At 59.9% G+C, this 23,677-nt stretch carries 20 protein-coding genes; 7 read left to right on the top strand and 13 right to left on the bottom strand.

Annotated elements, in window-relative coordinates; translation table 11 throughout:
* Positions 1-2: 2 nt before the first annotated feature.
* Positions 3-602: an NADPH-dependent F420 reductase gene (locus AC1Z3V_RS26585; RefSeq protein ID WP_483502647.1), complete on the bottom strand. Its 600-nt coding sequence runs from the start codon at positions 600-602 to the stop codon at positions 3-5.
* A 26-nt stretch (positions 603-628) separates the two neighbouring features.
* Positions 629-1,381 (bottom strand): 3-oxoacyl-ACP reductase family protein, encoded by a 753-nt coding sequence (locus AC1Z3V_RS26580; protein WP_483502645.1) that lies wholly within the window; start codon positions 1,379-1,381, stop codon positions 629-631.
* Positions 1,382-1,491: 110 nt separating this feature from the next.
* Between AC1Z3V_RS26580 and AC1Z3V_RS26575 the strand changes: the two genes are divergently transcribed.
* The 3 genes from AC1Z3V_RS26575 (at position 1,492) to AC1Z3V_RS26565 (ending at position 9,292) form a co-directional block, all read left to right on the top strand.
* Positions 1,492-2,421, top strand: a complete 930-nt coding sequence (locus AC1Z3V_RS26575; protein ID WP_483502643.1) for a LysR substrate-binding domain-containing protein — start codon at positions 1,492-1,494, stop codon at positions 2,419-2,421.
* A 491-nt stretch (positions 2,422-2,912) separates the two neighbouring features.
* Positions 2,913-8,081, top strand: coding sequence for a DUF3320 domain-containing protein (locus AC1Z3V_RS26570; protein ID WP_483502641.1), 5,169 nt, complete (start codon positions 2,913-2,915; stop codon positions 8,079-8,081).
* Between the two features lie 158 nt (positions 8,082-8,239).
* Positions 8,240-9,292 carry a hypothetical protein gene (locus tag AC1Z3V_RS26565; protein ID WP_483502639.1) on the top strand — a complete coding sequence of 351 codons (1,053 nt, stop codon included), beginning with the start codon at positions 8,240-8,242 and terminating at the stop codon, positions 9,290-9,292.
* A 208-nt stretch (positions 9,293-9,500) separates the two neighbouring features.
* Here the strand turns inward: AC1Z3V_RS26565 and tnpC are convergent, their stop codons facing one another.
* The 3 genes from tnpC to tnpA all read right to left on the bottom strand — a co-directional run bounded on the left by tnpC (position 9,501) and on the right by tnpA (position 12,020).
* Positions 9,501-11,150 carry an IS66 family transposase gene (gene tnpC, locus AC1Z3V_RS26560; RefSeq protein WP_483497905.1) on the bottom strand — a complete coding sequence of 550 codons (1,650 nt, stop codon included), beginning with the start codon at positions 11,148-11,150 and terminating at the stop codon, positions 9,501-9,503.
* A gap of 64 nt (positions 11,151-11,214) precedes the next feature.
* A complete protein-coding gene (gene tnpB, locus AC1Z3V_RS26555; protein ID WP_483497907.1) occupies positions 11,215-11,568 on the bottom strand; it encodes an IS66 family insertion sequence element accessory protein TnpB in 354 nt (117 codons plus the stop codon).
* Complete coding sequence (tnpA, locus tag AC1Z3V_RS26550) at positions 11,565-12,020, bottom strand: IS66-like element accessory protein TnpA (RefSeq protein WP_483497908.1); 456 nt, start codon at positions 12,018-12,020, stop codon at positions 11,565-11,567. The genes tnpB and tnpA overlap by 4 nt, the downstream gene beginning before the upstream one ends.
* Positions 12,021-12,194: 174 nt before the next feature.
* Between tnpA and AC1Z3V_RS26545 the strand changes: the two genes are divergently transcribed.
* Entirely contained in the window at positions 12,195-12,785 is a 591-nt protein-coding gene (locus AC1Z3V_RS26545; protein ID WP_483502638.1) for a hypothetical protein, read from the top strand.
* Here AC1Z3V_RS26545 and AC1Z3V_RS26540 read toward each other — a convergent pair.
* Positions 12,711-14,294, bottom strand: coding sequence for an integrase catalytic domain-containing protein (locus tag AC1Z3V_RS26540; protein ID WP_483497941.1), 1,584 nt, complete (start codon positions 14,292-14,294; stop codon positions 12,711-12,713). The two genes, AC1Z3V_RS26545 and AC1Z3V_RS26540, sit on opposite strands and share 75 nt — an antisense overlap.
* A gap of 27 nt (positions 14,295-14,321) precedes the next feature.
* Between AC1Z3V_RS26540 and AC1Z3V_RS26535 the strand changes: the two genes are divergently transcribed.
* From AC1Z3V_RS26535 to AC1Z3V_RS26525, 3 genes are all read left to right on the top strand, one after another.
* The gene (locus AC1Z3V_RS26535; protein ID WP_483502636.1) at positions 14,322-14,807 is read left to right on the top strand and encodes a hypothetical protein; all 486 of its coding nucleotides are present in this window, start codon (positions 14,322-14,324) and stop codon (positions 14,805-14,807) included.
* 100 nt (positions 14,808-14,907) lie between these two features.
* Positions 14,908-15,210 carry a hypothetical protein gene (locus AC1Z3V_RS26530; RefSeq protein WP_483502634.1) on the top strand — a complete coding sequence of 101 codons (303 nt, stop codon included), beginning with the start codon at positions 14,908-14,910 and terminating at the stop codon, positions 15,208-15,210.
* 338 nt (positions 15,211-15,548) lie between these two features.
* A complete protein-coding gene (locus AC1Z3V_RS26525) occupies positions 15,549-16,106 on the top strand; it encodes a hypothetical protein (protein WP_483502632.1) in 558 nt (185 codons plus the stop codon).
* 440 nt (positions 16,107-16,546) lie between these two features.
* Here AC1Z3V_RS26525 and AC1Z3V_RS26520 read toward each other — a convergent pair whose 3' ends face one another.
* From AC1Z3V_RS26520 to istB, 7 genes are all read right to left on the bottom strand, one after another.
* The gene (locus AC1Z3V_RS26520) at positions 16,547-17,053 is read right to left on the bottom strand and encodes a CFI-box-CTERM domain-containing protein (RefSeq protein WP_483502630.1); all 507 of its coding nucleotides are present in this window, start codon (positions 17,051-17,053) and stop codon (positions 16,547-16,549) included.
* On the bottom strand, positions 17,013-17,273 hold the full coding sequence (locus AC1Z3V_RS26515; protein ID WP_483502629.1) for an H-X9-DG-CTERM domain-containing protein: 261 nt from the start codon (positions 17,271-17,273) through the stop codon (positions 17,013-17,015). Before AC1Z3V_RS26515 ends, AC1Z3V_RS26520 begins: the two co-directional genes overlap by 41 nt.
* Positions 17,274-18,232: 959 nt before the next feature.
* Complete coding sequence (locus AC1Z3V_RS26510; RefSeq protein ID WP_483502628.1) at positions 18,233-18,916, bottom strand: hypothetical protein; 684 nt, start codon at positions 18,914-18,916, stop codon at positions 18,233-18,235.
* Positions 18,917-18,919: 3 nt separating this feature from the next.
* Positions 18,920-20,242 carry a biotin/lipoyl attachment domain-containing protein gene (locus AC1Z3V_RS26505; protein ID WP_483502627.1) on the bottom strand — a complete coding sequence of 441 codons (1,323 nt, stop codon included), beginning with the start codon at positions 20,240-20,242 and terminating at the stop codon, positions 18,920-18,922.
* A 1,470-nt stretch (positions 20,243-21,712) separates the two neighbouring features.
* Positions 21,713-22,003 carry a hypothetical protein gene (locus AC1Z3V_RS26500; protein WP_483502626.1) on the bottom strand — a complete coding sequence of 97 codons (291 nt, stop codon included), beginning with the start codon at positions 22,001-22,003 and terminating at the stop codon, positions 21,713-21,715.
* Between the two features lie 73 nt (positions 22,004-22,076).
* Positions 22,077-22,547 carry a hypothetical protein gene (locus AC1Z3V_RS26495; protein WP_483502625.1) on the bottom strand — a complete coding sequence of 157 codons (471 nt, stop codon included), beginning with the start codon at positions 22,545-22,547 and terminating at the stop codon, positions 22,077-22,079.
* Between the two features lie 353 nt (positions 22,548-22,900).
* A complete protein-coding gene (gene istB, locus AC1Z3V_RS26490) occupies positions 22,901-23,677 on the bottom strand; it encodes an IS21-like element helper ATPase IstB (protein WP_483497768.1) in 777 nt (258 codons plus the stop codon).

Raw genomic sequence — 23,677 nt, 5'->3', positions numbered from 1 at the left:
CGTCATCCAAATTTCACAAGGTTGAGTGCGGGGAGCGGACCGCCCGGGAACTGCACGAGCTTTCCGCCGACCGAGATCGGACCGAGATCGATCCCCGCGAAGCCCAGCTTGGCGATCAGTGCACCAACTTCGGCCTTCGACCTCGCGTCGTCCCCCGAGTAAAAGAGGACTCGGCTTCCCCCCTCGGCGCGCGGATCACCAGAGAGCAGATGCGGAGGGAGATGGTTGAAGGCCTTTACGACACGAGCGCCCGGGACCAGATCAGCGAAGACTTCCGTTGACAGACGGCCATTGAGTTCGGCCGGCTGGAAGAGAGGGCGCTCGATCGGGTTGTTGGCGTCGATCACGATGCGGCCGGCCCAGTCGGGAAGGCCCGCCAACGCCTTTGGCAGCTTCGACCACGGAACGGCGACGAGGACGAGATCGGCCTCGGCCGCTTCCTTGATGGTGCCTGCCGTGATGTGAGGCGACAGTTCGACTGCCAGGTCCCGAAGCGTGTCGGGACCGCGGCTGTTGGAGATCGTCGCGGCGATCCCGTTTTGTGCAAGCGCGCGGGCGAATGCGGAGCCGATCTCGCCGGCTCCAATGATGCCAATAGACATTGGTGGTCTCCTGGATGGATTGATGATCAGGCGGTGAAGCCGCCATCGGCGACGATGTCAGCACCGGTCACGAAGGCGGCCTCGGGGCTTGCGAGATAAGCCACGACGCTGGCGACCTCGTAGTCCTTGCCATAGCGACCGATTGCCATGCCGGGGCCGACGATCTTCGAGACGGGACCTCCGTCGGGATTCATGTCGGTGTCGGTCGGGCCGGGGTGCACGGTGTTCACCGTGATGCCCTTCGGGCCGAGGTCACGCACGAGGCTGCGGTTGAAGCCGGCGACCGCTCCCTTGGTCAGTGTGTAGAGAGAGGCTGTCGGAAAGGCCGCATAGCGGACCATGGAAGAGCCGATGTGAATGATGCGGCCGCCCGATTTCATGCGGCGTGCAGCTTCCTGCGTGCCGACGAACACACCCGTCACGTTCACCGCGATCATGCGCTCGTAGTCTTCGAACTTGATGTCCTCGATCGGACCGCCGAGCGCGATGCCGGCATTGTTGACGAGGATATCGAGGGAGCCGAAGGTTTCCTCCGTCTTGGCCACTGCGGCCCGGACGGATTCAGGGTTCCCGGAGTCGGCATGGATGGCGATGGCACGACCGCCTGCGTGTTCGATTTCCTTCACGACTGCGGCTGCCTTTTCCGGCGAGGCGCTGTACGTGATGGCGACTGCGGCTCCATCTGCCGCGAGGCGCTTTGCGATGGCTGCACCGATCGAGCGCGAACCGCCTGTGACGAGAGCGGTCTTGGCGGACAGTTTCAGAGAGATGTTGGTCATTGTGGTCACTCCATTGCTTGGTTCGATGGAGTGAATATCGCCCTCTTATTCCTCTATGATTAGACGGTATTGGCTGTTATTAATTTCAAGCAATCATTGAAAGCTGCGTCATGGAAACCCTGGCTAATCTGGAATCCTTCGTCCGCAGCGCCGAGCTTGGCAGCTTCTCTTCGGCAGCCCGCAGGCTGGGGCTGACGCCAGCGGCTGTCAGCAGGAACGTCGCCGCCCTCGAATCCAACCTGAAGCTTCGGCTCTTCCATCGCAGCACGCGAAGTCTGACGCTCACGGAGGCTGGCGAGCGCTTCCTTCATTCGGTGCGTGATCACTTGGAGAGCCTCCAAGGTGCCATTGTCGAGGCATCCAACGATCAAGCCGAACCAGCGGGCGTGCTGAGGCTCAGTATGAGTGCGACATTTGGAGTTGAATACATTCTTCCGACCTTGCCAGAATTCATGCGTCGATACCCGCAGATCAGGCCTGAATGGATGTTTGAAAACCGTCAGGTGGACCTGATCGCCGAGGGGTACGATGCGGCCATCGGAGGTGGCTTCGCTCTGACCCCGGGCATCATCGCAAAGACACTGGCCTCCGCCCACATCGTCGCGGTTGCCTCTCCTTCATACATGCATGATCGCATTCAGCCACACGACCCATCTGGCCTGATCGAGCTGGACGGCATTGTCATGCGCTCGATGCGCACTGGTCGAATCCGGCAATGGCAGATGCGAAACGTTGCCGGCGAAGAGCAGCCAGCGGCGCTGAAGGAAAGGATCGTCGTCAACGACCCAGCAGCAATGCGGTCGGCTGCGGTTTTCGGACTTGGCGTCGCCATGATCGCGAAACCCGATGCACTACCCCACCTGGAGAACGGCGAGCTTGTCCGCTTAATACCTGCATGGTACGCGGACGCTGGTCCAATTTCGATCTACTATGCAAACCGGACCTTGCTGCCCGCAAAAACTCGCGTGTTTATCGACTTCATCGGCGAGGTCTTTCAACGCGAGAGGTGGCCGGAACGGTTCGCAGGTACGCTGGGCTAGTGTCCGCTGTCGCTGACGCTCATCGGACGAGGTCCGACTATAAGCGCAGGGCTCCAACTAAACGAGGTCGACGTCTGCACCTCAACCTCAGCTTCTGCAAGTTGGGAAATTTTCTGGAATTGCTCCTTCGATTCAGTGACGTAGGACGGCTTTGGTGGACTTCGCTACCTGAAGTCTGCCGTAAAGCATCGGCGGCGCAGCAGGCTATCGTAGCGAGACTGCGCGGCCAGAACCTCCACGCTGCCGCCAGGAATGTTCTGCTCGACCCTCCATGAGTTGTCTGGCGCAAGGGAACGAGGCGTCCCAGTTCAACGACGCTAGGTGTCACTTTTCAAGGCGAATAGTCGATCCGCCTCGCGGGCGCAAAGGGCAGGGCGCCAAAGGAAGGCGAGAAGGAGGAGGAACTCGTCGAACTTGCGCTTCCCGACGACGAAGACAAGGACGAAAGCGGCCGCCTGGTCCGCCACGCGGACACGAAGCTGCAGACGCGGATGACGCCCAGCGCGTTGCAAAAGCGGCTCCTCGACCTCTACTTCGACGCCCGCACGCTCGAAGAGGAGCAGGGTGTCAACATTCTGTTCCTCGGCCTCGGCACCCTGAAATGGATCGACCCGAACAATGCCGAAAATGTCCGCTATGCGCCCCTGATCCTCGTGCCCGTGTCGCTCGAGCGTGGGAGCGCCGCCGAGCGGTTTAAGCTGAGAGTTCGACAGGACGATTTCGCATCCAACCTCTCGCTCGAAGCATTTCTCGATCGCGTCCACAAGATCACGATGCCGTCATTTGAGGCGTCGGACGAGTTTTCCTTGGAGGACTACGTTGCCAAAGTGGCGCAAGCCGTGTCCCTGAAGCCTACATGGAGCGTTCAGCCCGATGACATCGTTCTAGGTTTCTTTTCGTTCGCGAAGTTCCTGATGTATCGCGACCTCGATCCAGCGCTCTGGCCCGACACTGCAAGGTTCACGGATCGCCCGCTCATCACCTCGCTGGTCTCCAACGGCTTCTCGCGCACGGAGGCGCTCTTGGCCGAGGACGCCAAGATCGACGAGCACATCGCCCCGAGCGACATGACACACATCGTCGACGCGGACAGCTCGCAGACGATCGCGATCCATGAGGCACGACGCGGCCGCGACCTCGTCATCCAGGGACCGCCGGGCACTGGAAAGTCGCAGACGATCGCGAACATCATCGCGGCGGCGGTCGCCGACGGTAAGTCGGTGCTTTTCGTCGCGGAGAAGATGGCGGCGCTCGAGGTCGTCAAGCGGCGCCTCGACCAGGCCGGGGCGGGAGACGCCTGCCTCGAACTCCACAGCAACAAGGCGAACAAACGAGCGCTCCTTGCCCAGTTGCACCACACCTGGGATCTTGGCGCTCCAAAGGGCGATGCCGGCGGGGCGCTGGATCAACGGCTGACGGAAGCGCGGGACGCGCTGAACGCCCATCCGGCGCGCCTGCATCAGGTCTACATGCCGTATGAGCTTTCCCCGTACCAGGTCATCGGCCATCTCGCCCGCCTCCGCCGGCAGGGCATGCCGCCCTCCGAGATCTACTTGTCAGACGCGACCAAGTGGTCCCCCGTGACCAGAGAGCGCGTCGTCATGCTCCTGTCCGAACTCTCTGAACGCATCAGGGACATAGGGCTGCCGACCGGACACCCTTGGTATGGAGTCGGCCTGACAGGGATCACGCCGCTCGATCTCGAACGGTTGATGAGACGTCTCGCCGACGTGAGGATCGAGCTTGCGAAGGTCGTGGAAGCGATCGGCGAGGTGTCGGAGCAGTTGCACCGCCCGGCGGCTGCGACGCTCCAGGCATTCGCAGAGGAGGCGGCGCTGGCTGCTAGACTTGCCACTTGCCCGGAGCAGGCAAGCAACGAGGCGCTGGCAGGCCCCGCTTGGGCCACACGTGGCAGCGAGGTCGCGAAGGTCCTTGAGGACGGATCCACGTTCGAACGGCTGTCGCAACAATTCGCGTCGTTGATGGCTGACGGCGCCTGGGACCTCGCACCGGGGCCACTCCTCGCTCAATTCGAACGGCTACCGAAGGACTTTCCGCATTCAGGCTTCGATACCCTAGCGCAACTCACGGGATTGATCCCGCGCTTCCTGACCGCGGCGAACGGGTTGCGGACGACCCTCGGCGTCAACGCGTCCCCGACGCTGGCTTCCATCGAGCGGCTCATCGCGATCGGACAGCGCGTCGCCGAGGCGCCGGACGCCAGCCCCGACGCCTTCGTGGCAGCTATCTGGGAACGCGGCCTTGATCAGGCGAACGACGTCGCGGAGGCCGTCGCGACCTTCAGGCAGATCAGCGCCGAACTGAGCGGGAAGGTCTCGGATCAGGCTTGGGATACGGACCTTACGGCCGCGCGAGCAGCGGTCGCAATGCACGGGACCCGCTTCTTCAAGTTCCTTAGCGGCGAATGGAGAAAGGCAAAAGCGCTTCTCAGAACGGTCATGCCGGAAGCGGCTCCGGAAGAAACAGTACGAATCCTTGATCTGCTTCACAAGGGCAAGCAGGCACGGGCCGCCATAAAGGAGGGGGATCCTCTCGGACGCTCCGCATTCGGCGCCGATTGGCGCGGCGAGCGCACCGATCCGAAGCCACTGGAGAACCTCGTCCTTTGGATGCGGAGCCTGCGCGGCGTGAGCGCCGAAGCACGCCTCATCGCCAGCAGATTGACCGACAAGCAGGCGGTTGCGACCCGATGCGATCAGGCCCAGACGCTCCTGAACGAGACCAGGCGCCATCTGATTCAGCTTTGGATCGACCTCGGCGAAGGCGCCGCGAGTCTGTTCCCGGACACGGTCGATCCGCAGGAAGTGGGGCTCGTTCAGGCCACGCCGGTCCTCCGAGATATTGCCGAGGCGGACCGCGCATACGCGAGCCAGACGCGAGCGATGCCTGAAAATGCGGGCGGGCGCGTGCAGATGCTGCGCCTTCTCGCCTCGCTTCAAAAACTCAAGACGACGATCGACGACGCGGCTGAACTGGGACGCGCGACCTTCGGGCCGGAATGGCAAGGTTCGGGCTCCAACTGGGGTTCTCTGTCCGAGATCAGCAAGTGGATTTCCGAAAACCCGGACATACGTCTGCTGGCGTCTCGCGTGGCCGACCGTCGGCGCGTCGCGGCGATCGCAGCGGAAACGCTCGCCGCGAGCGATGCCTTCTCGGCAACCGTGACGGACATCCTCGAATTCCTGAGGGCCGACCTGCCCCTCGTGGCAGGAGCTTCGAGGGTCGCCACCCTGGACCTTGCCCGGCTCGACGGAAAGCTCGCCGAGTGGATCGCCACCGAGGAGCAGCTATCGAAGTGGGCCGCGTACAAGGGACGGGCTCAAGACGCGGTCGGGGCGGGCGTTGGAGAAGTCGTCCACCGTCTCGAAGACGGCCGGATCGCTCCCGACGATACGATCGTCTCCTTCGAGATGGCCTTCTACGAGGCCATCCTCCGGGATCAGCACAGCCACGATCCGGAGCTGGCGCGTTTCGATGGCGAGGTCCACAACCGACTCGTCGGGGAGTTCGCGAACCTCGACCGCAGCAGGATGGCACTTTCCAGGCTTGAGGTCGTTCGCGCGCACCACAGGAAAATTCCGGCGATTACAGGGATGGGGCCGGTCGGCATCCTTCGAGGCGAGATGGCCCGCCGTCGCGGCCACATGCCGATCCGGCAGTTGATGCAGCGTGCCGCCCCCGCCGTCCAAGCATTGAAGCCGGTCTTTATGATGAGCCCCTTGTCGATAGCTCAGTTCCTGCCTCCGGGCGTGCTGGAGTTCGACCTGCTCGTGATGGACGAGGCCAGTCAGATCCAGCCGGTCGACGCTCTCGGCGCGGTTGCAAGGGCCAGGCAGGTCGTCGTCGTCGGCGACGAGCGGCAGCTCCCTCCCACCCGCTTCTTCTCGAAGATGACGTCCGGAGGCTCTGAGGAGGATGACGATCAAGACGGGGCGCAGGTCTCCGACATCGAGAGCATCCTCGGTCTGTTCTCTGCAAGGGGCCTGCCGGAACGCATGCTCCGCTGGCATTATCGCAGCCGCCACCAGTCCCTGATCGCAGTCTCGAACTCTCAGTTCTACGATAGCAAGCTGTTCATCGTGCCGAGCCCCTACACGAAGGAAGCTGGCATGGGTCTGCGCTTCCATCACGTGCCGAACGGAATCTTTGAAGACGGAGCGAACAAAGTGGAGGCCAAGGTCGTCGCCGAGGCCATCATCCGCCACGCGCTGCAGTCCCCAAACCTCTCGCTCGGGGTCGCAGCGTTCTCTATCAAGCAGCGGCGCGAAATCCAGGATCAACTGGAATTGCTGCGGCGGCACCATCCCGAAACCGAGCAGTTCTTCCATTCGCATCCGAACGAGCCGTTCTTCGTGAAGAACCTCGAAAACGTGCAGGGCGACGAGCGTGACGTGATCCTCATCTCCGTCGCCTACGCCCGGAATGCGCAGGGATACATGGGCATGCGGTTCGGCCCCCTCGGCGCCGAGGGCGGGGAGCGGCGGCTCAACGTTTTGATCTCCCGTGCAAAGAGGCGTTGCGAGGTTTACGCATCGATCACCGACGAGGACATCGATCTCGAGCGCGGGAAGGGCAAAGGCGTCTTTGCCTTCAAGCTCTTCCTTCACTATGCCCGTACCGGGCGCCTTTCGATCTCCCAGCGCACCGACCGGGGGATGGACAGCGTCTTCGAAGAGCAGGTGATGGGGGCGCTGCAGGAGCGGGGCTACCAGGTGCACCCACAGGTCGGCATCGCCGGATTCTTCATCGACCTTGCGATCGCGGACGACGAGGTTCCGGGAAAATACCTTCTCGGCATCGAGTGCGACGGTGCGGCCTATCACGAATCGCGGTCGGCCCGTGATCGCGATCGGCTACGCCAGGCGGTTCTTGAGGACCACGGGTGGTCCATCCACCGGATCTGGAGCACGGACTGGTTTCAGCGGCCGAAGGCCGAACTCGAACGCCTTGTCGGTGCCATCGAGCGGGCGAAGACGTACGCGCTGTCCGACAGCAAGCCGCGGGCGCCGTCGCATGCCGTTCCAATCGAGGTGGTGACGATAGAGCGCGACGACGTCACGGAGATCGGTCTCCAGCCGATCGCAAAACGGGACCAGGACAACCTCTACCAAGAAGCCGAACTGCGCCCGGAGATTTCCGGAGAGCTGCACGAACTGCCGACAGGCCGAATGGTCGAGCTCATCAAGGAAACGGTAGCGGTCGAAGGACCGGTTCACCGAGACGAGATCGTCACTCGAATCCGGACTGCCTGGGGACTTCAGCGCGCTGGCAACCGCATCGACAACCACGTGGGCAACGCGATCCGCGTCGCCGTGAATGGTGGCGACATCCTCAGGTCGGGAGAATTCCTGTTGTGGCCCGGAGCAGGCATCACGCTCCGAGATCGTAGCAATGTCACCTCCCTGGGGCTCCGTCGCGTCGAGATGCTTCCGCCGATGGAAATCGACGAGGGTCTGAAGTCTGCCGTGCAGTCGAGTTTGGGTGCGACGCCCGATGAGGCCATCAACGCGGTATCCAGAGGCATGGGCTTCAAGGCGACCAGCAGTCAGCTACGCGACGCGATCGCTTCGCGCATCGAGCACCTGAAGGGTCAAGGCGTGCTGGCTGAAAGGGATCAGATGTTGGTGTCCGGGAGCTAAATGCGACTTCGTCACCGCCGTCCCCCACGCCATGCCTTCGCCTTTACGTCTTCAATGCGAGATCACTGCTAATGCCGTTTCCAATCCGACACGCGTGGGTGAGGACGGTCACTCCGTCCCACGACCGAACCTCGATAGCGGCGATCAGCATGTGGCGCATGGCACTTGCGGCGTCGCAGGAGACCCTCCAGACAGGTCTCCTGACGACCGCATGGCTCCGGTTGTTTTCCGAGCAACTTAGCCAGAGCGATACCTATTGGCTGAGGTGGCAGGATATGGGCAACAGCGCGGAAATACGGCGTGCGCAATCCGGGTTGTACGGTCGATATCTTGCAAGGGCGATGCTGGGAGCGCGCACGTCAGCGCGGTTCTTCGTTCCCCTGCAGCGCAACACGACGCTGTTGAGCAACGGGACCCAAGTGAAACGGAATGCCTCCGGCGACATACCGGACTGGATCGCCTGGAGCGGAACCTCCGATGACTTTATCCTTGGTGAGGCGAAGGGCGTCCTGTCGGGCGGAGACAAGCAGTTTAAGCCTCCCGAAAAGCCGACCTGCGTGAAAAATGGCGAGGATCAGTTCGACCGGATCGACGTCTTCGACCCAGCAGGAGCCTCCTTAGCCGCAAAGGGCTGGGTGGTCGCGAACTTTTGGGCGACGGACCGTAAACAGCACGATCCACACATCGTTATGTGGGATCCCCCAGGTCGAGGGCGATCCCTTACAGACGACGAGGCATCGAGCTATCGGGGAGGAATTGCGCGAACCTGGCTCGCCTCGATGGCGGAAGGGCTGGGCAGGCCCATGCTTCGCAGTCTGCGGAGAAGCGACAGCACAGTCGATCCAGGTCCGCTGTTTAGGATCAAGGCGCAGCCGGCGGCTCGAGACCTGTGGGATCGGTCAAAGGAAAACACGACTGCAAGCGATATCTCGCTCTCCGATTTGCCATCTGAACACCCGCACGAGGGCGTCTACTCGATAGCAGTCGCTGGGCGGTTTGGAATTCGGCCAGTCAACTCCTTGGCCGACTTGGGAAATATACGCATACCTTCAATCAGGAGGCGGCGGACGGCGATGGTCATCGCACTTGATCACCTTGCGATAGCAAAGCCTGGGACCATTCGGCAGGACTGGCTGGGCGAGGACGGAATTGTAACGAGCGAGGGCTACGCCGTGTTCGATCTTGCAAGTATTGACATCCAGCCAGCCTGATTTCCCCCGCACGATGACGGGCAAGAACTTCAGAAAGTACTGCTTGAGCGGTCGGAATGGTTCCAAATTCGCTGGCGCCCGACTTCAACAATATTACCCTCAGTCGTTCAGTATGCGGCGTCTCCGCCCCATTGATTTTGCGGTTGCAACGGCGATGTCGATCGCTTGCGGAAGGTCCTGTGAGCTCATCGGGGAGTCCCGGACGAGCTCATTGTGAGGCGCTGCGTTGCGCATAGGCCCAGGGCATGAGGGCCTCGATGTCTTTGGCGAGGTGGCCGTTGGCGAGGCTGATGAAGAGATCGCGCAAATAGGCATAGGGCTCGACACCAATCATCTTGCATGTGCCGATCAGGCTGGCGAAACGGGCCCAATTACGGCCGCCTTCATCGTGCCCGGCAAATAGCGCATTGCGGCGGTTCATGGCGGGGCTTCTGATCGCGTTTTCGACGAGGTTGGAGTCGATGTCGACGCAGCCGTCGTCCAGGAACAGTCGGAAGCCGTCTTGACGTCTCAGCATATAGGCCATGGCTTCGCCGAGGTCGGACTTGCGCGAGACGCGTTTGGCCTGAGCTGCCAACCAGGTGAAGAACTCGTCCACCAGCGGACGGGACAGGTTCTGGCGGACAGCCCGGCGATGATCGGGATCGCAACCGCGGATGCTATCCTCGATCTTGTAGAGGGCGGCGATGCCCAACAGCGCCTCGTCGACGATGGGCGACCCCTTCTTGGGTTTGGCCTTAATCAGCTTTCTGCGACCATGCGCCCAGCAGAAGGCCAGCTTCAACGGGTCCCCGCCCGTGCGGTCTGGCGTAGCCAGGTGCGAGTAGCCACCGTAGGCATCGACTTGGATCGTGCCGTTGAAGCCGTCGAGGATTTCTGCTGCATATTCGCCTTTACGCCCCGGTCGATAATGGAACACTACGCCCGGTGGCGCAGATCCGTTCCAGCCGCGGTCGTCGCGCAGCACGGCCCAGAGATAACCGGTCTTCGTCTTGCCTCGCCCGGGATCCAGCACCGGAGCCGTGGTCTCGTCGACATAGAGCCGCGCGCTTTCCGACATCAGCCGTTTGGCCATGTGGTCGACCACCGGCGCGACCGCAGCACCTGTCCGACCCATCCAATCTGCCAGGACCGTGCGGTCGATCGGCACTCCGTGTCGGGCCATGACCGCGGCCTGCCGGTTCAGCGGCATATGTTCGGAATGCTTGGACACGGCGATCTGCGCCAACAGGGCCTCGGTCGGCCAGCTGCCCTCCAGCAAATGCGCCGGCGCTCTGGCCTGAACGACGCCCGTGCGCCCCTTGGGGCAAGCGTATTTCGGGCGGACCGTGACAATCACCTGATAGCGTGCCGGAATTTGATCGAGCCGTTCCGTCCGATCTTCGCCGATCCGAACCATGTTGCCGCAACCACAGGGACAGACAATGCTGTCGGGCTCGATCACCCGCTCGACCCGCGGCAGGCTCTGGGGCAGTGCGCGTGGCCTCCGCTCCTTGCGAGGAACAGCCTTTGCGGGATCAACGGCGCTGGCCGCGATCTTTTCCTCGACGAAGGCGATCTGGGCCTGCGTTTCGGCAATCGCCGTCTCCAGGTCCTCCAGCGCCAGTTCCATCTGCGTCGGATCAAGCTTTTCCGATTTCGGCCCGAACTTCGTGCGCCGATAGTCCTGAACCTGGCTCTCCAACCTCTCGATCAGCTGCTTCAGCTCGCTGATGAAGGCGTCCTTTTCGGCCACCACCGCCTGCTCATGCTGGCGTGCCGCACGCTCGACCGAAAGCTCGAACTGCACTGCCGCAAAGGCATTCAATACCTCGGGAGGGAGGTCCGGGAACTGGCTGAGATCGATCGGCTTCGACATGTGTCTTCATAGCAAAGCGAAGCAGAAAAGCCCAATAAAACAATGCCAAAATTAAGCTGGTGAGTCATCCTGCCGCAGCCGGGGGCACCACTCGCCGCGCCATCACGCGTCGCCAGTCAAGCCCTTCGAACAAGGCTTCAAACTGTCCCCGCGACAGCCGCATCGTTCCATCCTGCACCTTGGGCCAGGCGAAGCTGCCCTGTTCCAAGACTTTGTAGGTCAGCACCATTCCGGTGCCATCCCATACCAGGATTTTCAGACGATCCCCGCGCTTCGACCGGAAGATCACCGTCACCCCGGAATGCGGATCAAGCTTTAACTCGGTCTGCACCATCAAGGCCAACGCCTGATGGCCACAGCGGAAGTCCACCGGCCGCGTCGCGATCAGGATCGGCAAGCGTTGGCCCGCGACGATCATGCCGGCGCTCGCATCGCACGCACCAAGGCCGCCACCCGATCAACCGGTACATCGCCGGGAACCCGCATCACGAGGTCTGCCCCTATTTCTACCGTCACGATCTGCGAAGCGGCCGCGACCGGCTCCGGGGTCGGCAAAGCATCACAAGTCATGTTCGGCTCCGTCGTAATCGCCAGTGGCACGAAGGCAGGTTCGATAGATCCGTCCGCAAAGGCCGGCATGACCGGCAGCAGCTCAGCAGGCAGCGCCAGAAGACCCTGACGCGCCTGTCGTCGCCAGCTCGAAAGCTGATGTGCAACGAGATCATAACGACGCGCTACGTCAGCGACCCGGGTTCCAGGCTGAAGGCTCTCCGCAACAATCCGCGCTTTCACAGCATTGGGCCAGCGTCGGTTTCCCCGACGAGGCTCCACCACTTCGCATCGTCCGACAAATCCTTCACCATCCGCCATGCCAAATCTCCAGCTCTTGCCGAAAACATTCTGGCAGAAAGGCAGAAACCTCAATGGTCACAAACACGCAAAATCAATGGGGTGGAGGCGGCGCATACGTCGTTCAGACACCGACAACGACTGACCCTTCAGGATGGAACGCGATCACTTCTCGCAAAAAAAAGGATGCAAGCCATGAGCCTGATCACCGGCCTAGGCGATCGATACCAGCACTTCGGATTCGGCGACCGCCCATTGGCGATCGAGTGCGGCGATGGCTGGCTGGGCATCCTGCACGCATTCTTCGCCGATGCCGACAAAGCGATGACTGCAGGAGGCTCGTTCACGCTGCTACACGTTAAAGAGAAGATGGGTGGTTTGCGTATCCACTATGCCACGGCAGACGTCGCACCTGATGCTCGCCGTGCGATCGATGAGGCCCTCCAGCTGGCCTCGGCGCGATCTTTTCACATCTGTGAGGTCTGTGGGCGCCGTGGACGTCTGCACAGCTTCCACGGTCTTTGGAAGGTCGTCTGCAGCGAGCACGCTGACGGTGAGTTCGGCAAGGGCGTTCCTTTCGCAGGCCCCCTTAATGCTCGCGATCCCTATTCCCCTAAGGCAGATCCGTTCGTAGCAGCTCGGCCGACCGCTACAGAATTCGACGCTGCTCCGATTGTCAAGCGAATCGAAGAATTGACCCCCCCTATTGCCTCACCCACGAATGTTACCGAAGTTTTGTGCGCTGAGATGGCCGTTATCTTCTCCTGCCGCGGCGGGAGAAGATAACGGCGCGCGCTTCATCCAGTCTCCATCGAGAATAATCTGCCCGGCTGTTTCGATACGCCAAGCCTTGACGGCCATCTGCACCGTCCGCAGGCTTTTCTGCGTGAAGCGTGACGGATCGGCGCTCATCAGACGCTGCAGGACCGAGGCTGCCGAGAGCGCCGGATCCGCCTCAAGCCACGCTCGAATCTGGGGCTCGAATGGCTCCAGCATGCTCGGCCTTTTCGGGTAAGGCTTGGTCCGACGATATGGCCTCCGATGTGTCGGCCGTTTCTCCCCAACCTGCCAGGCTGTCTTCAGGCTCAAGGTGAAGCGTTGCAGATCGACGGCGAGCGGTTCTTCGGATCTGGCGTTTAGGCCACGCCGATCGACCCGCCTTCCGAGCTCCTCCTGGGCGGCGCGGATCCCGGCAAACAGTATCACTGGATCCGCCCTTTCCAACATCGCCTGCAGCCGCTCCTTGTCGGCCTCGGCCACACCGGAATGGGCCAGCACCCGCGCAACAGGCGGCACGGGCGGATGGTAGCGTTTGATGACACGAGCGCCGATCCGTGTCTTCTCCCGCAACTTGAACGAAGGTTGGAACAGGTTGCCATGCAGACGTACCGCCTCATAGAGGCGAGCCAGTGCTGCCGTCGCCTCCGCGCCGACGAACCTTCCGTAACCGACAAGCCTTCGCACGATCGCACCATTCTTCTGCTCGACCCAGGCTTGATCGTTCTTTCGATAGGCGCGCGAACGCGTCACCTCCAATCCCTGGCTCCGACACCAGCAGACCACCAGTTCGTTCATGAAGGCGCTGTCATTGTCGAAGTCGACGCCAAGCAGCGGAAATGGAAACTGCGAGCGGGCTTGCTTTATGGCAGCGATCACGAGACCGCTTTCGCGCGTCCGCACCGGCACGCACTCGGTCCAGCCCGTAGCGATATCGGTCAGCACCATCGTCTGCGCGAAGCTGCCGGACGAAGAGGTACCCGAATGGGCCACGAAATCGACCTCGACATAACCGGGCAGCGGATCGTTCCAGTCCCCGAAAGTGCGCACCGGGACCGACCGGCGTACCGCAGAACTCATTCCGGCACGCCGACGCTGGCCACCGCGAGCCACCACACGTACCTCTGACAGCAACCGATCCATCGTCGCTGCACTGACGATTAGCAGTTTATCGCGAAGCTCGGTGTTCAGCTCGAGCCGGCCATGACGCTCAAGGGCTGGCAGTAAAATAGGAATCAGCGGCTTCAGGCGTTTCGAGCAAAGACGATCGGACGCTTCCCACAGAGCCACCAGCGCTTCCCGAACCTCAGGACCATACCGGACAGCATATTGCCGAGCGCAAGGCGGCTCGGCCTCACTAGGGCGGAGCACTCGGATCGCATGCTTGCGGTGATATCCGGTAACCGCGACGAACTCATCTAGGATCCTTTGCTTGTCCACCCGACAGCTCGATCGATATCGTTCGATGATTGCCTCGACCAGTTCCGTCCGTGTCGCCATGCTGATCCGCCGTGTCATCCATCCCCCGAGCCGGGACAGAGAACCATGACCATCCCATCGGGAGCATCAACACTATCGGTAACATTTTGCTTGAGGCAATGCGGGGTCAGTTTTTCATTTCGCCCGACACCGATCATTGAAGCATGGCTTATCGAGGAGCGGAGCGAGAGCGGCCGCCCATGGCTGTATGGCTGGTTCTTCAACCAACCTGATATCACCGACGGTGAGCATGGGCACACGTCTCCCATCGTGCAGATGGACGATATGGTGCCCCCGCGCTGGGTTCGGACAGACACTCGGCTTTACCGCCTCGGCATGTATTACCGTCCCGCCGAGCGCGAGATCCGCTACTGGGCGCAGAAGCAGGCTCGACGTCCTGTGGGCTATGGCGAGCCTCCCGGTGGCAGCAACGACATCGAGGCGATGCTGATCTTCCTCCGCTCGACCGGTCGCCTCCGATCGACGAAGATCGACCGCATGGAACGGGCCTACCGCGAAGAGCAGGAATATCACAACCTCAGTCGCGGCTGAAAGAGACCAGAGCTGGTGATATCCGTCCCTAATTGCTATTGAGCTCAAACGTCGGCGAGCCCATATCTGACGACCAAAGTCTTGATGGAGGAGTCGCTCGATGGGACATAGTAAGCAGATGATGCTAGAGCAGGAAGGCTACATGGCCGATGCGACGGATTACCTCGTTCACACCGGCCACCTGAAGAAATGCCCATATCATGACTTCGTTTATGGCGGGGAGTGGAAACTCGAACGCGATTTCTATCGAAACGCCATGGCCGACCGCAATCGTGGCCAGCATGGCCCCATTCCGTGGGCGGCTGACTTCGAAGCCGTCGAGTTCACGGATCTCCTGAAGAGATCTTATGAAGACCATCCCGCTGACGAGTGCAACTACTGCGCCAAGAACGCGATGGACTGACCGCGTCCCGATCGTCCGCGGACGCGGCTCTACATACTGCTGACGATCAGCAGGATCACTAGTTCATGACGAAAACGTCGCGGTCGAAACCTGTTGCCGAAACCCCATCGCGATCGCGGCGCCAGCGCCTCACGACCCATGCCCTGCGTATCGTGCCATGCGCCCGGAAAGACAAGCCGCCGAACGACCCCATTACTGCATCGCCAAGACGGATCCGGATCTGACCGCATACGATGGGGCACGGGAGTCGAGGAAGCACGTGATGAGTTTCGGGATCAACCTTTCGCTAAGTGCGATGTGGGAAAAGTCATTTCCACATCCAAGAGAGCCAGCACGAAATGTTCTTCTTCTTCAAGGATCAACCCGTCCTAAAGTTGACCATCTCCAATGAAAGCATCATCAGCGCGAAATCCTATACCGCTTTGATATCAACTCTAGCCTTTGAATACGCTGGTCTTTCTCCGGGGCGCGAACTTGCTGTGGCGAAGGTCGAAAATGGTTCGATCATCACGTACCTGACGGATTTGGCCGCTTCGAGCCTGAGTGGCTTGGCGGCGGCCGGAAACGCCGCCGAGTCGATCCGGAAGCTGTTCGATGCGGCCGAAGGGAAAGGTAAGGACGCACGCGAGGGTAGAGTTCCGGCGCGGCCAAATTCCATTGATCATGGCCTGAAATCATTGGAAGCCATCACAAACACTGTCGCCGCAGTCGGCGGTAGCGTCTCACTGGAAATAGAAGCTGAAAAGCTCAAGTTCACTATGGATGCCACCGAGGCGCTCAGGCTCCGCGCGGACGGCAGACTGCCTCTTTTGCCCTCGTCCCGAATTGCACCGAACCGACCGTCCCTTATCGCACATAGATCATCGCCTCCGCGTCCGAAGCGTCCTCCGAAGTAGAACGATGGGTGACCGAACCGCATTCCATTCTGTCATGGAAAAGCGAGGTAAAGTGGTAAAGTCAAAAGCCCGCCACGGTAGCATCTCTTGAATGATGGCCAGCTTCTCCGCCGTACTCCAGCGCCGTCGCCGTTCCGGACCCGAAAGGACTTCCATCTTAAAGTTGCTACTAGTCATATTACCAACATTACTCCTTCCCACTTAGCTAAGTGGGGGAGCATGTCCGGGCCTTTCGGGGGCTAATTCAGCCCGTTTGACGTTCCATGGCTCGTAACGCATGGCGGCGAGCCAGCCCGCGTCAAAAGTTGGCGACGGGGAAGGCAGCGCGCCACGACTGAGCGGGCTGTACCGTCTCGGGCTGGTTGAGTTGTAGCCAAACCCGTTCACGCCTCGCCTGACGCGCGCCGCATATGAAATTGATCGCCAAGGTCCTTCGCGGCCTACGTCACCACGAGTCGTGGATCTCGCTTCCAGTGATATAACGAGCCGTCGTACGACAACGTCACCCCAAATCGCGCCGCAAGTGATCTTGTCATGTCCAAGTAGTAGCCCAGGGCTTCTTCGTTCCTGTCATCACGAATGGCAGCCACGGCAGGATCTATCCATGTTCTCCGTATTTCCCGCCAGACATCGCGGTCACTGCTTCGCTCAATGGCCTCGACGATCGTTGGCGCGCGTTCGAGGTAGGTCAGGAGCAGCTTCCTTCCCTCCGGCCGCGTCGCGACATACTCGTCCCGGAATCGACGCAAAAGTGACAAGGTCGGTCCGTCGTCCCGTTCTCCTAACGTTCGGGTCACAGCTTCTGTAATAAAGCATCCGACTCTATCTCCGACCCATTCAGCCGCGTCACCGACTGCCTCCACGATTTTACCACCAACATAGATGACTCCGCCGACGACAGCTCCCTCAACGGCGCCTACGACGACGTTGTAGGTAAATGCGGCCATCGCCCCAACAGAAATTACTGCCGCCGCGATGTCGAGAATGACGTTGGCAGCACTTCCTATCCAGCCCACGGCTTTTCCCACATCTCCGCCAATGGACTGGCCCATGCTTTGAAAGACGTTGGCAAAGCCGCGCAGAAGCTGAAAGCCGAACCCAACTGCCGCGATCCCGAGCCGGAACATCAAAATCCGCCCATACAGCGCCGTGATTGCTCCCGCCCAAGCGAGGTCCGTTACCAGGGTCCTTTGGCCGGCCCCTCCCGAATAGAAATTGTTCGAAAGGCCTTCTCTTATGTTGTACCAGGATCCCGCGATGAGTTTTGCGTCCGACCAGGCGAGCTCGAGCTGCATCGCCGGATCCAAAGAGGTCGCGTTGCCGGCCCAGCCGAAGTATTGCACCAGCATGGGCTCGTCTTCGAGGCCGAACATGCTCGCGAACGACAGGCCATATTCGAACTCGCTGTACTGATACCTCTGATAGATCTCAGCGTACTCGGCGTCATGAACATAGGCCGCCTTGTCCACCGGAGTGAGAGGAAGGCCGGGATTCGGATTCGGTGACGACGGTCCCACGTAGCGCCCGTAGAACGGACCGGAGCCCAGATGGGGATTGAGGAGCCCAGGCTCCTCCTCTAGGACAGGATCCGGAGCATCCACACTATTGCTGAAGGGATCGCGGAACGCTCTCCAACCATGCAAAAGCGGGCGACTCTCAAAGCCGTGTACAAAAGCAACCTCTGGCTCGACCCTTTCACGGCTTCGGAAGCGTCGTTCGCGTTCCTGGGTGTCCGCAGGCAGCGGAGGGAACTGGTATTCCATGGACGCGCCTTTTTGCGCGGCAATCGCGTCTCCCGCAGCCCGCCTTGCGCTGACCTTTTCCGCAAGACCCGCTCGGATCGCCATGGAGGTCGGCGATCCACCGCGAAGCGATTGCTTGACGTCGACATCGTCAGATCCAGGCGGAGAATCGGAAACAAAGCGATGTTCGAATTTCTGCAGGCCTAGTTGGGGAGCGCGCTTGTGAAGCGGGGCCAGTCCATTGTGGCGTTTGGCACTATCGTCGACGGGGCGTCGCTCGAAGCACGATCGCTCGCGGCCGATGGGTTCGCGTTCGGTCACGGACAACCGATGGGCGGGGGTGTATGAGTGTCTGGACGCGGTGAAGTTAGATATTGGCATGGATCACCCGGTGAAAAAACGTATACCCATGAATTTCCGTGCGGCGTGCTGGCTCGCCGTTCGCGCCGCTTCGATACGGCTAGGTAGTGCGCCCACGGGAGAGATCGCGAATGGCCCGTATGCGGACGTCGCCGGGCCAAGCTCCGACTCATTCTGACCCAAGAGGGTCGAAGGAGTTACGAGTTGCAACGAGTATTCTTTGATCACACCGAAGGTGTAGCCAGTGTCCACGAATGTGTCCTCTGGCATGGCTGTTTCTTTCAAAAGGACCCAGGAGCCCCCGGCTTCTCGACGAAACAGCCGGACCTGTTCCGAGCCGGCGCCCGGCCATCCCCCCATTTTCGACCAATGGATCACGATCCCCCAGCCTTGTAAGTCGTAGGGCAAGCGCGGCGGGGCATCTGGAACGGGCGGGCGAGTGACCGTCGGGTACGCAGCAGAAAGATCGGAACTGGCATAGCCGCTGGCGCGCGCCTGCACCTGCAAAGCGTATTCAGTGTTGACGTTTAAGGGGTGGATCCATGAACCGGAGACAATCGGCGTAGGCCATTCGACATTATTGACCCAGACGAAGTACTCCTCTGCGTCCGTTACGGCATCAAATGCGATACACAGCCTCGTCGCCTCGCGGCCCGCGACCTCGTCCGACAACCTTACATTCTGCGGTGTTGCAAGTTTCGAAATCATCTCTCACAAGGCCTTGAAGACGTCGGTGTCGGGATCGAAATGATAATTGAGCGGTAGCACCCTCTGTCCGGAGTGCGAGGTCGGATTTTGACAACGAAAGATTATCTCCCATTCATCGTTGTCGTTCTCGTGTCCTCGTATCGCAACGATCGGACCCGATATTTGATGCGAACTTCCATCTTCAAATATCGACTTCAGTTCGATAGCGACCTGCCGGTTTACCCATAACGGACCTTGATGGTGAACACGCCCAACCACGTAGATGGTAGTGTCGTTTTCGATGCGGATCACAGGTTCACCTGGTTCAACCGTTTCACCTACATCCTTGAAAACTCCGGTGACAATTCCGTCTAGCGGCGCGGCGAGGTAGGTATGCACGAAGTTCAGTTGCAGATTGCGGACCTCTAGATCCATCGCATTCAACTCACTCGATAGGATCGTGGAGATGTCAGCGAGCTTGAGCTCCGTCGTCTTTTGGCGGAGCAACTCAGGAAGGAGTGCGACCATCGCTTGATTGTAGCCAAACACGTTCTCGAGCTTGGGATGGCTGTAAGCTGGTAGGTCGCTGATCATGTCCTGCGGCCCGGCGGTGCGGGTCTCTACGATCTGAGTATCAAAGGGCGCGCTCGCAGGTGTCCAATTCGTCCCTTGAAGCGTGGCCGGGGCGCCAACTGTGCGCGGGGTTTTCTGCGTCTGAACCGTCGTATTACTTCCATCAAGCACCGTTGTCTCAATCATCCCGGCAATTGGTTGATTGTCGTCTTTAAGCGCAGTCGTGATCGTACTAACTGGATTGACACTGGTTTTGCTCGTCGTCACCGGGGCAGTCGTCTGAGTTCTTGTCGTCTTTACGACGCTCCCCGCCCCATATGCCGCGTCGATTTGTTGAAATCGATTGGTACCCGCCGTCTCCATCGCAGTCACGTGGCCGATCATGGCAGGAACGAAGGCGTTCATTTGCGTCTGAATGGCGTCTCTGTGCTTGAACTTGTCGAGATACGCTCCGCGCCGTTGCTGAAGCATCTGATCGAGCGAGGCCCCCAATCCGGCGTTACGAATGACGAAGAGCGAATTCCCCTTAAGGACTCGCGCCAACTCGGAAGCGTCATATTTTAGCATTCCTTCGATCGAGTCGTGAGGCGTGTTGAGAACCGGGTAGACCTGACTCTCGACGTCGAACTTAGCAACGCGCTGCCCAAGATTTGCAGGGCCAGAAAGAGCGTTGTGATCATAGTTTTGCCAGGCGATGACCCCTGGCATGTTGAAGGCGAGATCGACGCTTTGGCTTGCCTGCACGCGAAGCGAACGGATAGAGCTCTTGGCCATGGGTCTTGCTCCTAGGTGTCACGAGGTTGCAAGGATTGAACAGTGAACTCGGAGGTCCTCGTCGGCCTCGGCCCAAACGGCCTTTAGATCGAATAACTGTAATGCATGGACTTGCGATGGTTGCAGCGTACAGATGTCGATGTCGGCGTGACCTCTACCTTTTGCAGTAATCTTGACTGGCGCTCCTTCCGGGTCGACCCTGAATACGATGATGCATCTAGCGTCGAAATACCGATCGACACTATCCGACCCAAACAGGTAGGTTTTTGCCAGCGTTGTTTTCGCTTTTACTTTGACGGTATAAGATACGCCGCCTGGTTGCGCGCCCAAAGTCATCGCGTCACCTCTTCTGAGACATCGACTACGGCGTTGAATGGCTGCCCCACTATGGATTCGCGCCAGACTCCGTCTTCCGATCGAGCGGTGGGGCCGGACAGTCGAAAACCGCCGCTGCACCTCGCTGTTATCGATTCCAACGCAAGGGGAGAAAAAGTTATCTCGGCCGCTTTCTCTGTTTCGTGATTAAAGGGCGCATATCCGACGCCTACCGTCGTGCGGACGTTTCGACCGCGCGGCACGCGCGAGATTGCTCCGAACACCTGGGCACGGAAATCGGCGATCCGATATCCTCGTCCGGTGTCACTTAGGACCAAGCGCCACTTGGCGTAATGAGTTTGGTACTGATAGAAAACGCGTCCGCCAATTTTAATCACGCCTGTCTTGAATGCGAGATCGGGTCTAGCCCTCCAAGCGCTTTCGTCAGAGAAAGCGCCGATTGTTGGTGCGCACCGAATAAGGGCGTCAGAGACCTCTTTCGAAAATGGCCCCTGCTGATCTCCGCGCGTTTCCTTCAAAGGCCCCGGTACGAGCACGACGTAGGAAACTTCCCAAGCGCCTGGGTCCATGCCTTGCTCACTTTGTGAGGGCCTTACCGCTCTAAATACGCGTGGCCCCTTGCTGGCGACCGGTTGAAGTCGGACGTCTCCGACAATTGCGCCCTCGACCGACGACCACCGGTCGCCAGGAAGCCCAGTATTTGGGGTTGTCGAACAGCCTGACACACCTATGAGCGTGCCTAGGACCGTAGACTTCAAACAGAGGCGGAAGATTTTCGATGAAACATTTGCCAAGCTGCCACTCACGCGCAGGCCCTCACAACACGTAAACAACTGGAACGTTAGGAAACCTTAAAATACACTCTCGATTTATTTTTGCAACTTAGGAATGATCTCGGTACGGCAATTCACAGGACCAGCGGTTGCTTAAGCGCAAACAGGGCCGCCTGCTTGCGACCTTCCATCGCGATTAGCCGATCCAAAAATCCGCCGACCGCCACCTTTCGTCGGCTACTTCCGTCCGGCCGATTGCAACGTCGTCTTCCGGTCAGTCGGCGGAAATGCAATGCGACACGAGCACGACGGCAGCATGACATTCCTTATGCAGCGCGCGACATCGGAAAAATCCGTGATCTCATTCCTCCCCATCCAGAATGATGCGCAACGTCCTTACAATGTCGGCGGGGTCGAGCAGCGCCGCACTTACATAGTCGTCATTGCGCCGCTCCATTGTCGCCGCGGTGGTCTGCAGGTCGATCACAGAATCCGCAGTCGTCCGGCTCGGCGGGATGCCGACTTGGTCGCGCATCTCGCGAATGGTGACAACGGCGCGCTCGAGCGATCTCCGCTTTTCATAGGCCGTCAGATGGTCGACCTGATTAGCCTCCCAGACGTGTTCGGAGATAAAAGCGGTGGTGAGGCTCATGTTGCCTCGTTGTAATAAGGCCAATTCGCACTATAGCATCTCCCAAGGCCCCGAAGGCGATAGCGACACGCACTTAGCGGGGCCGCGTCGGTGTCGCATGAGCTGTCGAAGCCAATCGAAGCGCTTTCCAATCCCGCTTGTGCTTCTTGCAGAACTTGCGAATACACTCAAACGTGTCGGACTGATCAATGGCCAGTGCGGCATTCTCAAGAAGCTTTTCATTGGTTTCGATCGAGGCGAGAATATCTTTCAGGAAGGTCGTAGCGATTCTTCCCGTGTGACCGCCGAACTGGCCGTCAAAGTAGATCCCACAAGAGATTTCGATCTCGTTCAATAGGTTGCTGGTCGCCTCAAAGAGGTCATCTGGTTTCGCCTCGGCGACATTATCTATCTCATGCCTGATATTGGTGACGATAGTCGCGAGAGCAGATGAAGAGGCTGCAATTCTAGCGCGACGAACTTGGTGTCCTGCATACCCCAGTCCGATTATCGTTGCCACATCCGCGGCAAAGCCTATGGTCTCGGTCCAGGCCGGGCCAGCCACCGTCAGCTCGCGCTCTTTTTCTCTCCACTGGACCCAGCCGACTCCGTTGCCCCACTGTCGGAACTCTTGTCTTGGCCAGCGGCAGACAGTTTTTCGCGCATGGCGCCAGTTGCGACGCTGACGTCAACCTCTCGTTTTGCTACAGGCTGATGACCAATCGCGTTGAATTCGCCGGTACGAGACATGGCCTACCCCTTGAACGAGTGCTCGAAACCGCAGGATATCCTCATCAAGGATAAGCGCAAGCTGCGGATTTCGGATTAACGGGACACCGATTCCGGTAAATCGCGGACAGTCGTTTCATTAATTCCCGGACAGTTTCACGGGATCGACTTTCGTCCGCCTGGTTGATGTCAGCGGCTATTGATTTCGTCGTTTTGCGTTGTGGTCAAGAGCAGCCGTGATTTTGGTTTTCGCATGCTGTCGCCTTCGAGGGCAATTCGATGGGCGTTGTGAACGATACGATCGAGAATAGCGTCGGCGATCGTCGGCTCGCCGATCATCTCATGCCATTGGGCGACCGGCAGTTGCGCGGTGATGAGGGTCGATTTCCTGCGATAGCGCTCTTCGAAGATTTCCAGGAGATCGCGCCTCTGCTGATCGGTGAGGGCATGCGTGCCCCAATCGTCGAGGATCAGCAGTTGGACGCGGGCGAGCTTGTCGACCAGTCGTGGGAAGCGGCCGTCGAGACGGGCGAGCGCCAGATCTTCGAAGAGCCTGGGCATGCGGACATAGAGAACGGAATAGTCGAGCCGCGCGGCCTGTCGTCCGATGGCGCAGGCGAGCCAGGTTTTGCCTGTTCCCGTTTGTCCGGTGAGGATCAGATGTTCATGGGCTTTGAGCCAGGCTCCTTGCGCGAGCGAGAGGATTTGCCGACGGTCGAGCCCCCGTGTTGCGGCGAAGTCGATGTTCTCGATACAGGCGTCGGGGAAGCGCAGTTTGGCGGTTACCAGCCGATTGGTCAGGCGCTTGTCGGCACGAACGGCGATCTCCCGGTCGAGCATCAGGCCGAGCCATTCATCGCGGCTGAGATCGTTGCCCTGCGGCTGGTCGCTCAGTTCGCGATAAGCTGTCGCCATGCCGGACAGGCCGAGCGCGATCATCTGGTCGAGGGTTGGATGAGTGAGCAT

Source organism: Ensifer sp. 38_S197, assembly GCF_056924495.1.
This window is presented reverse-complemented; position numbering and strand designations above follow the sequence as displayed.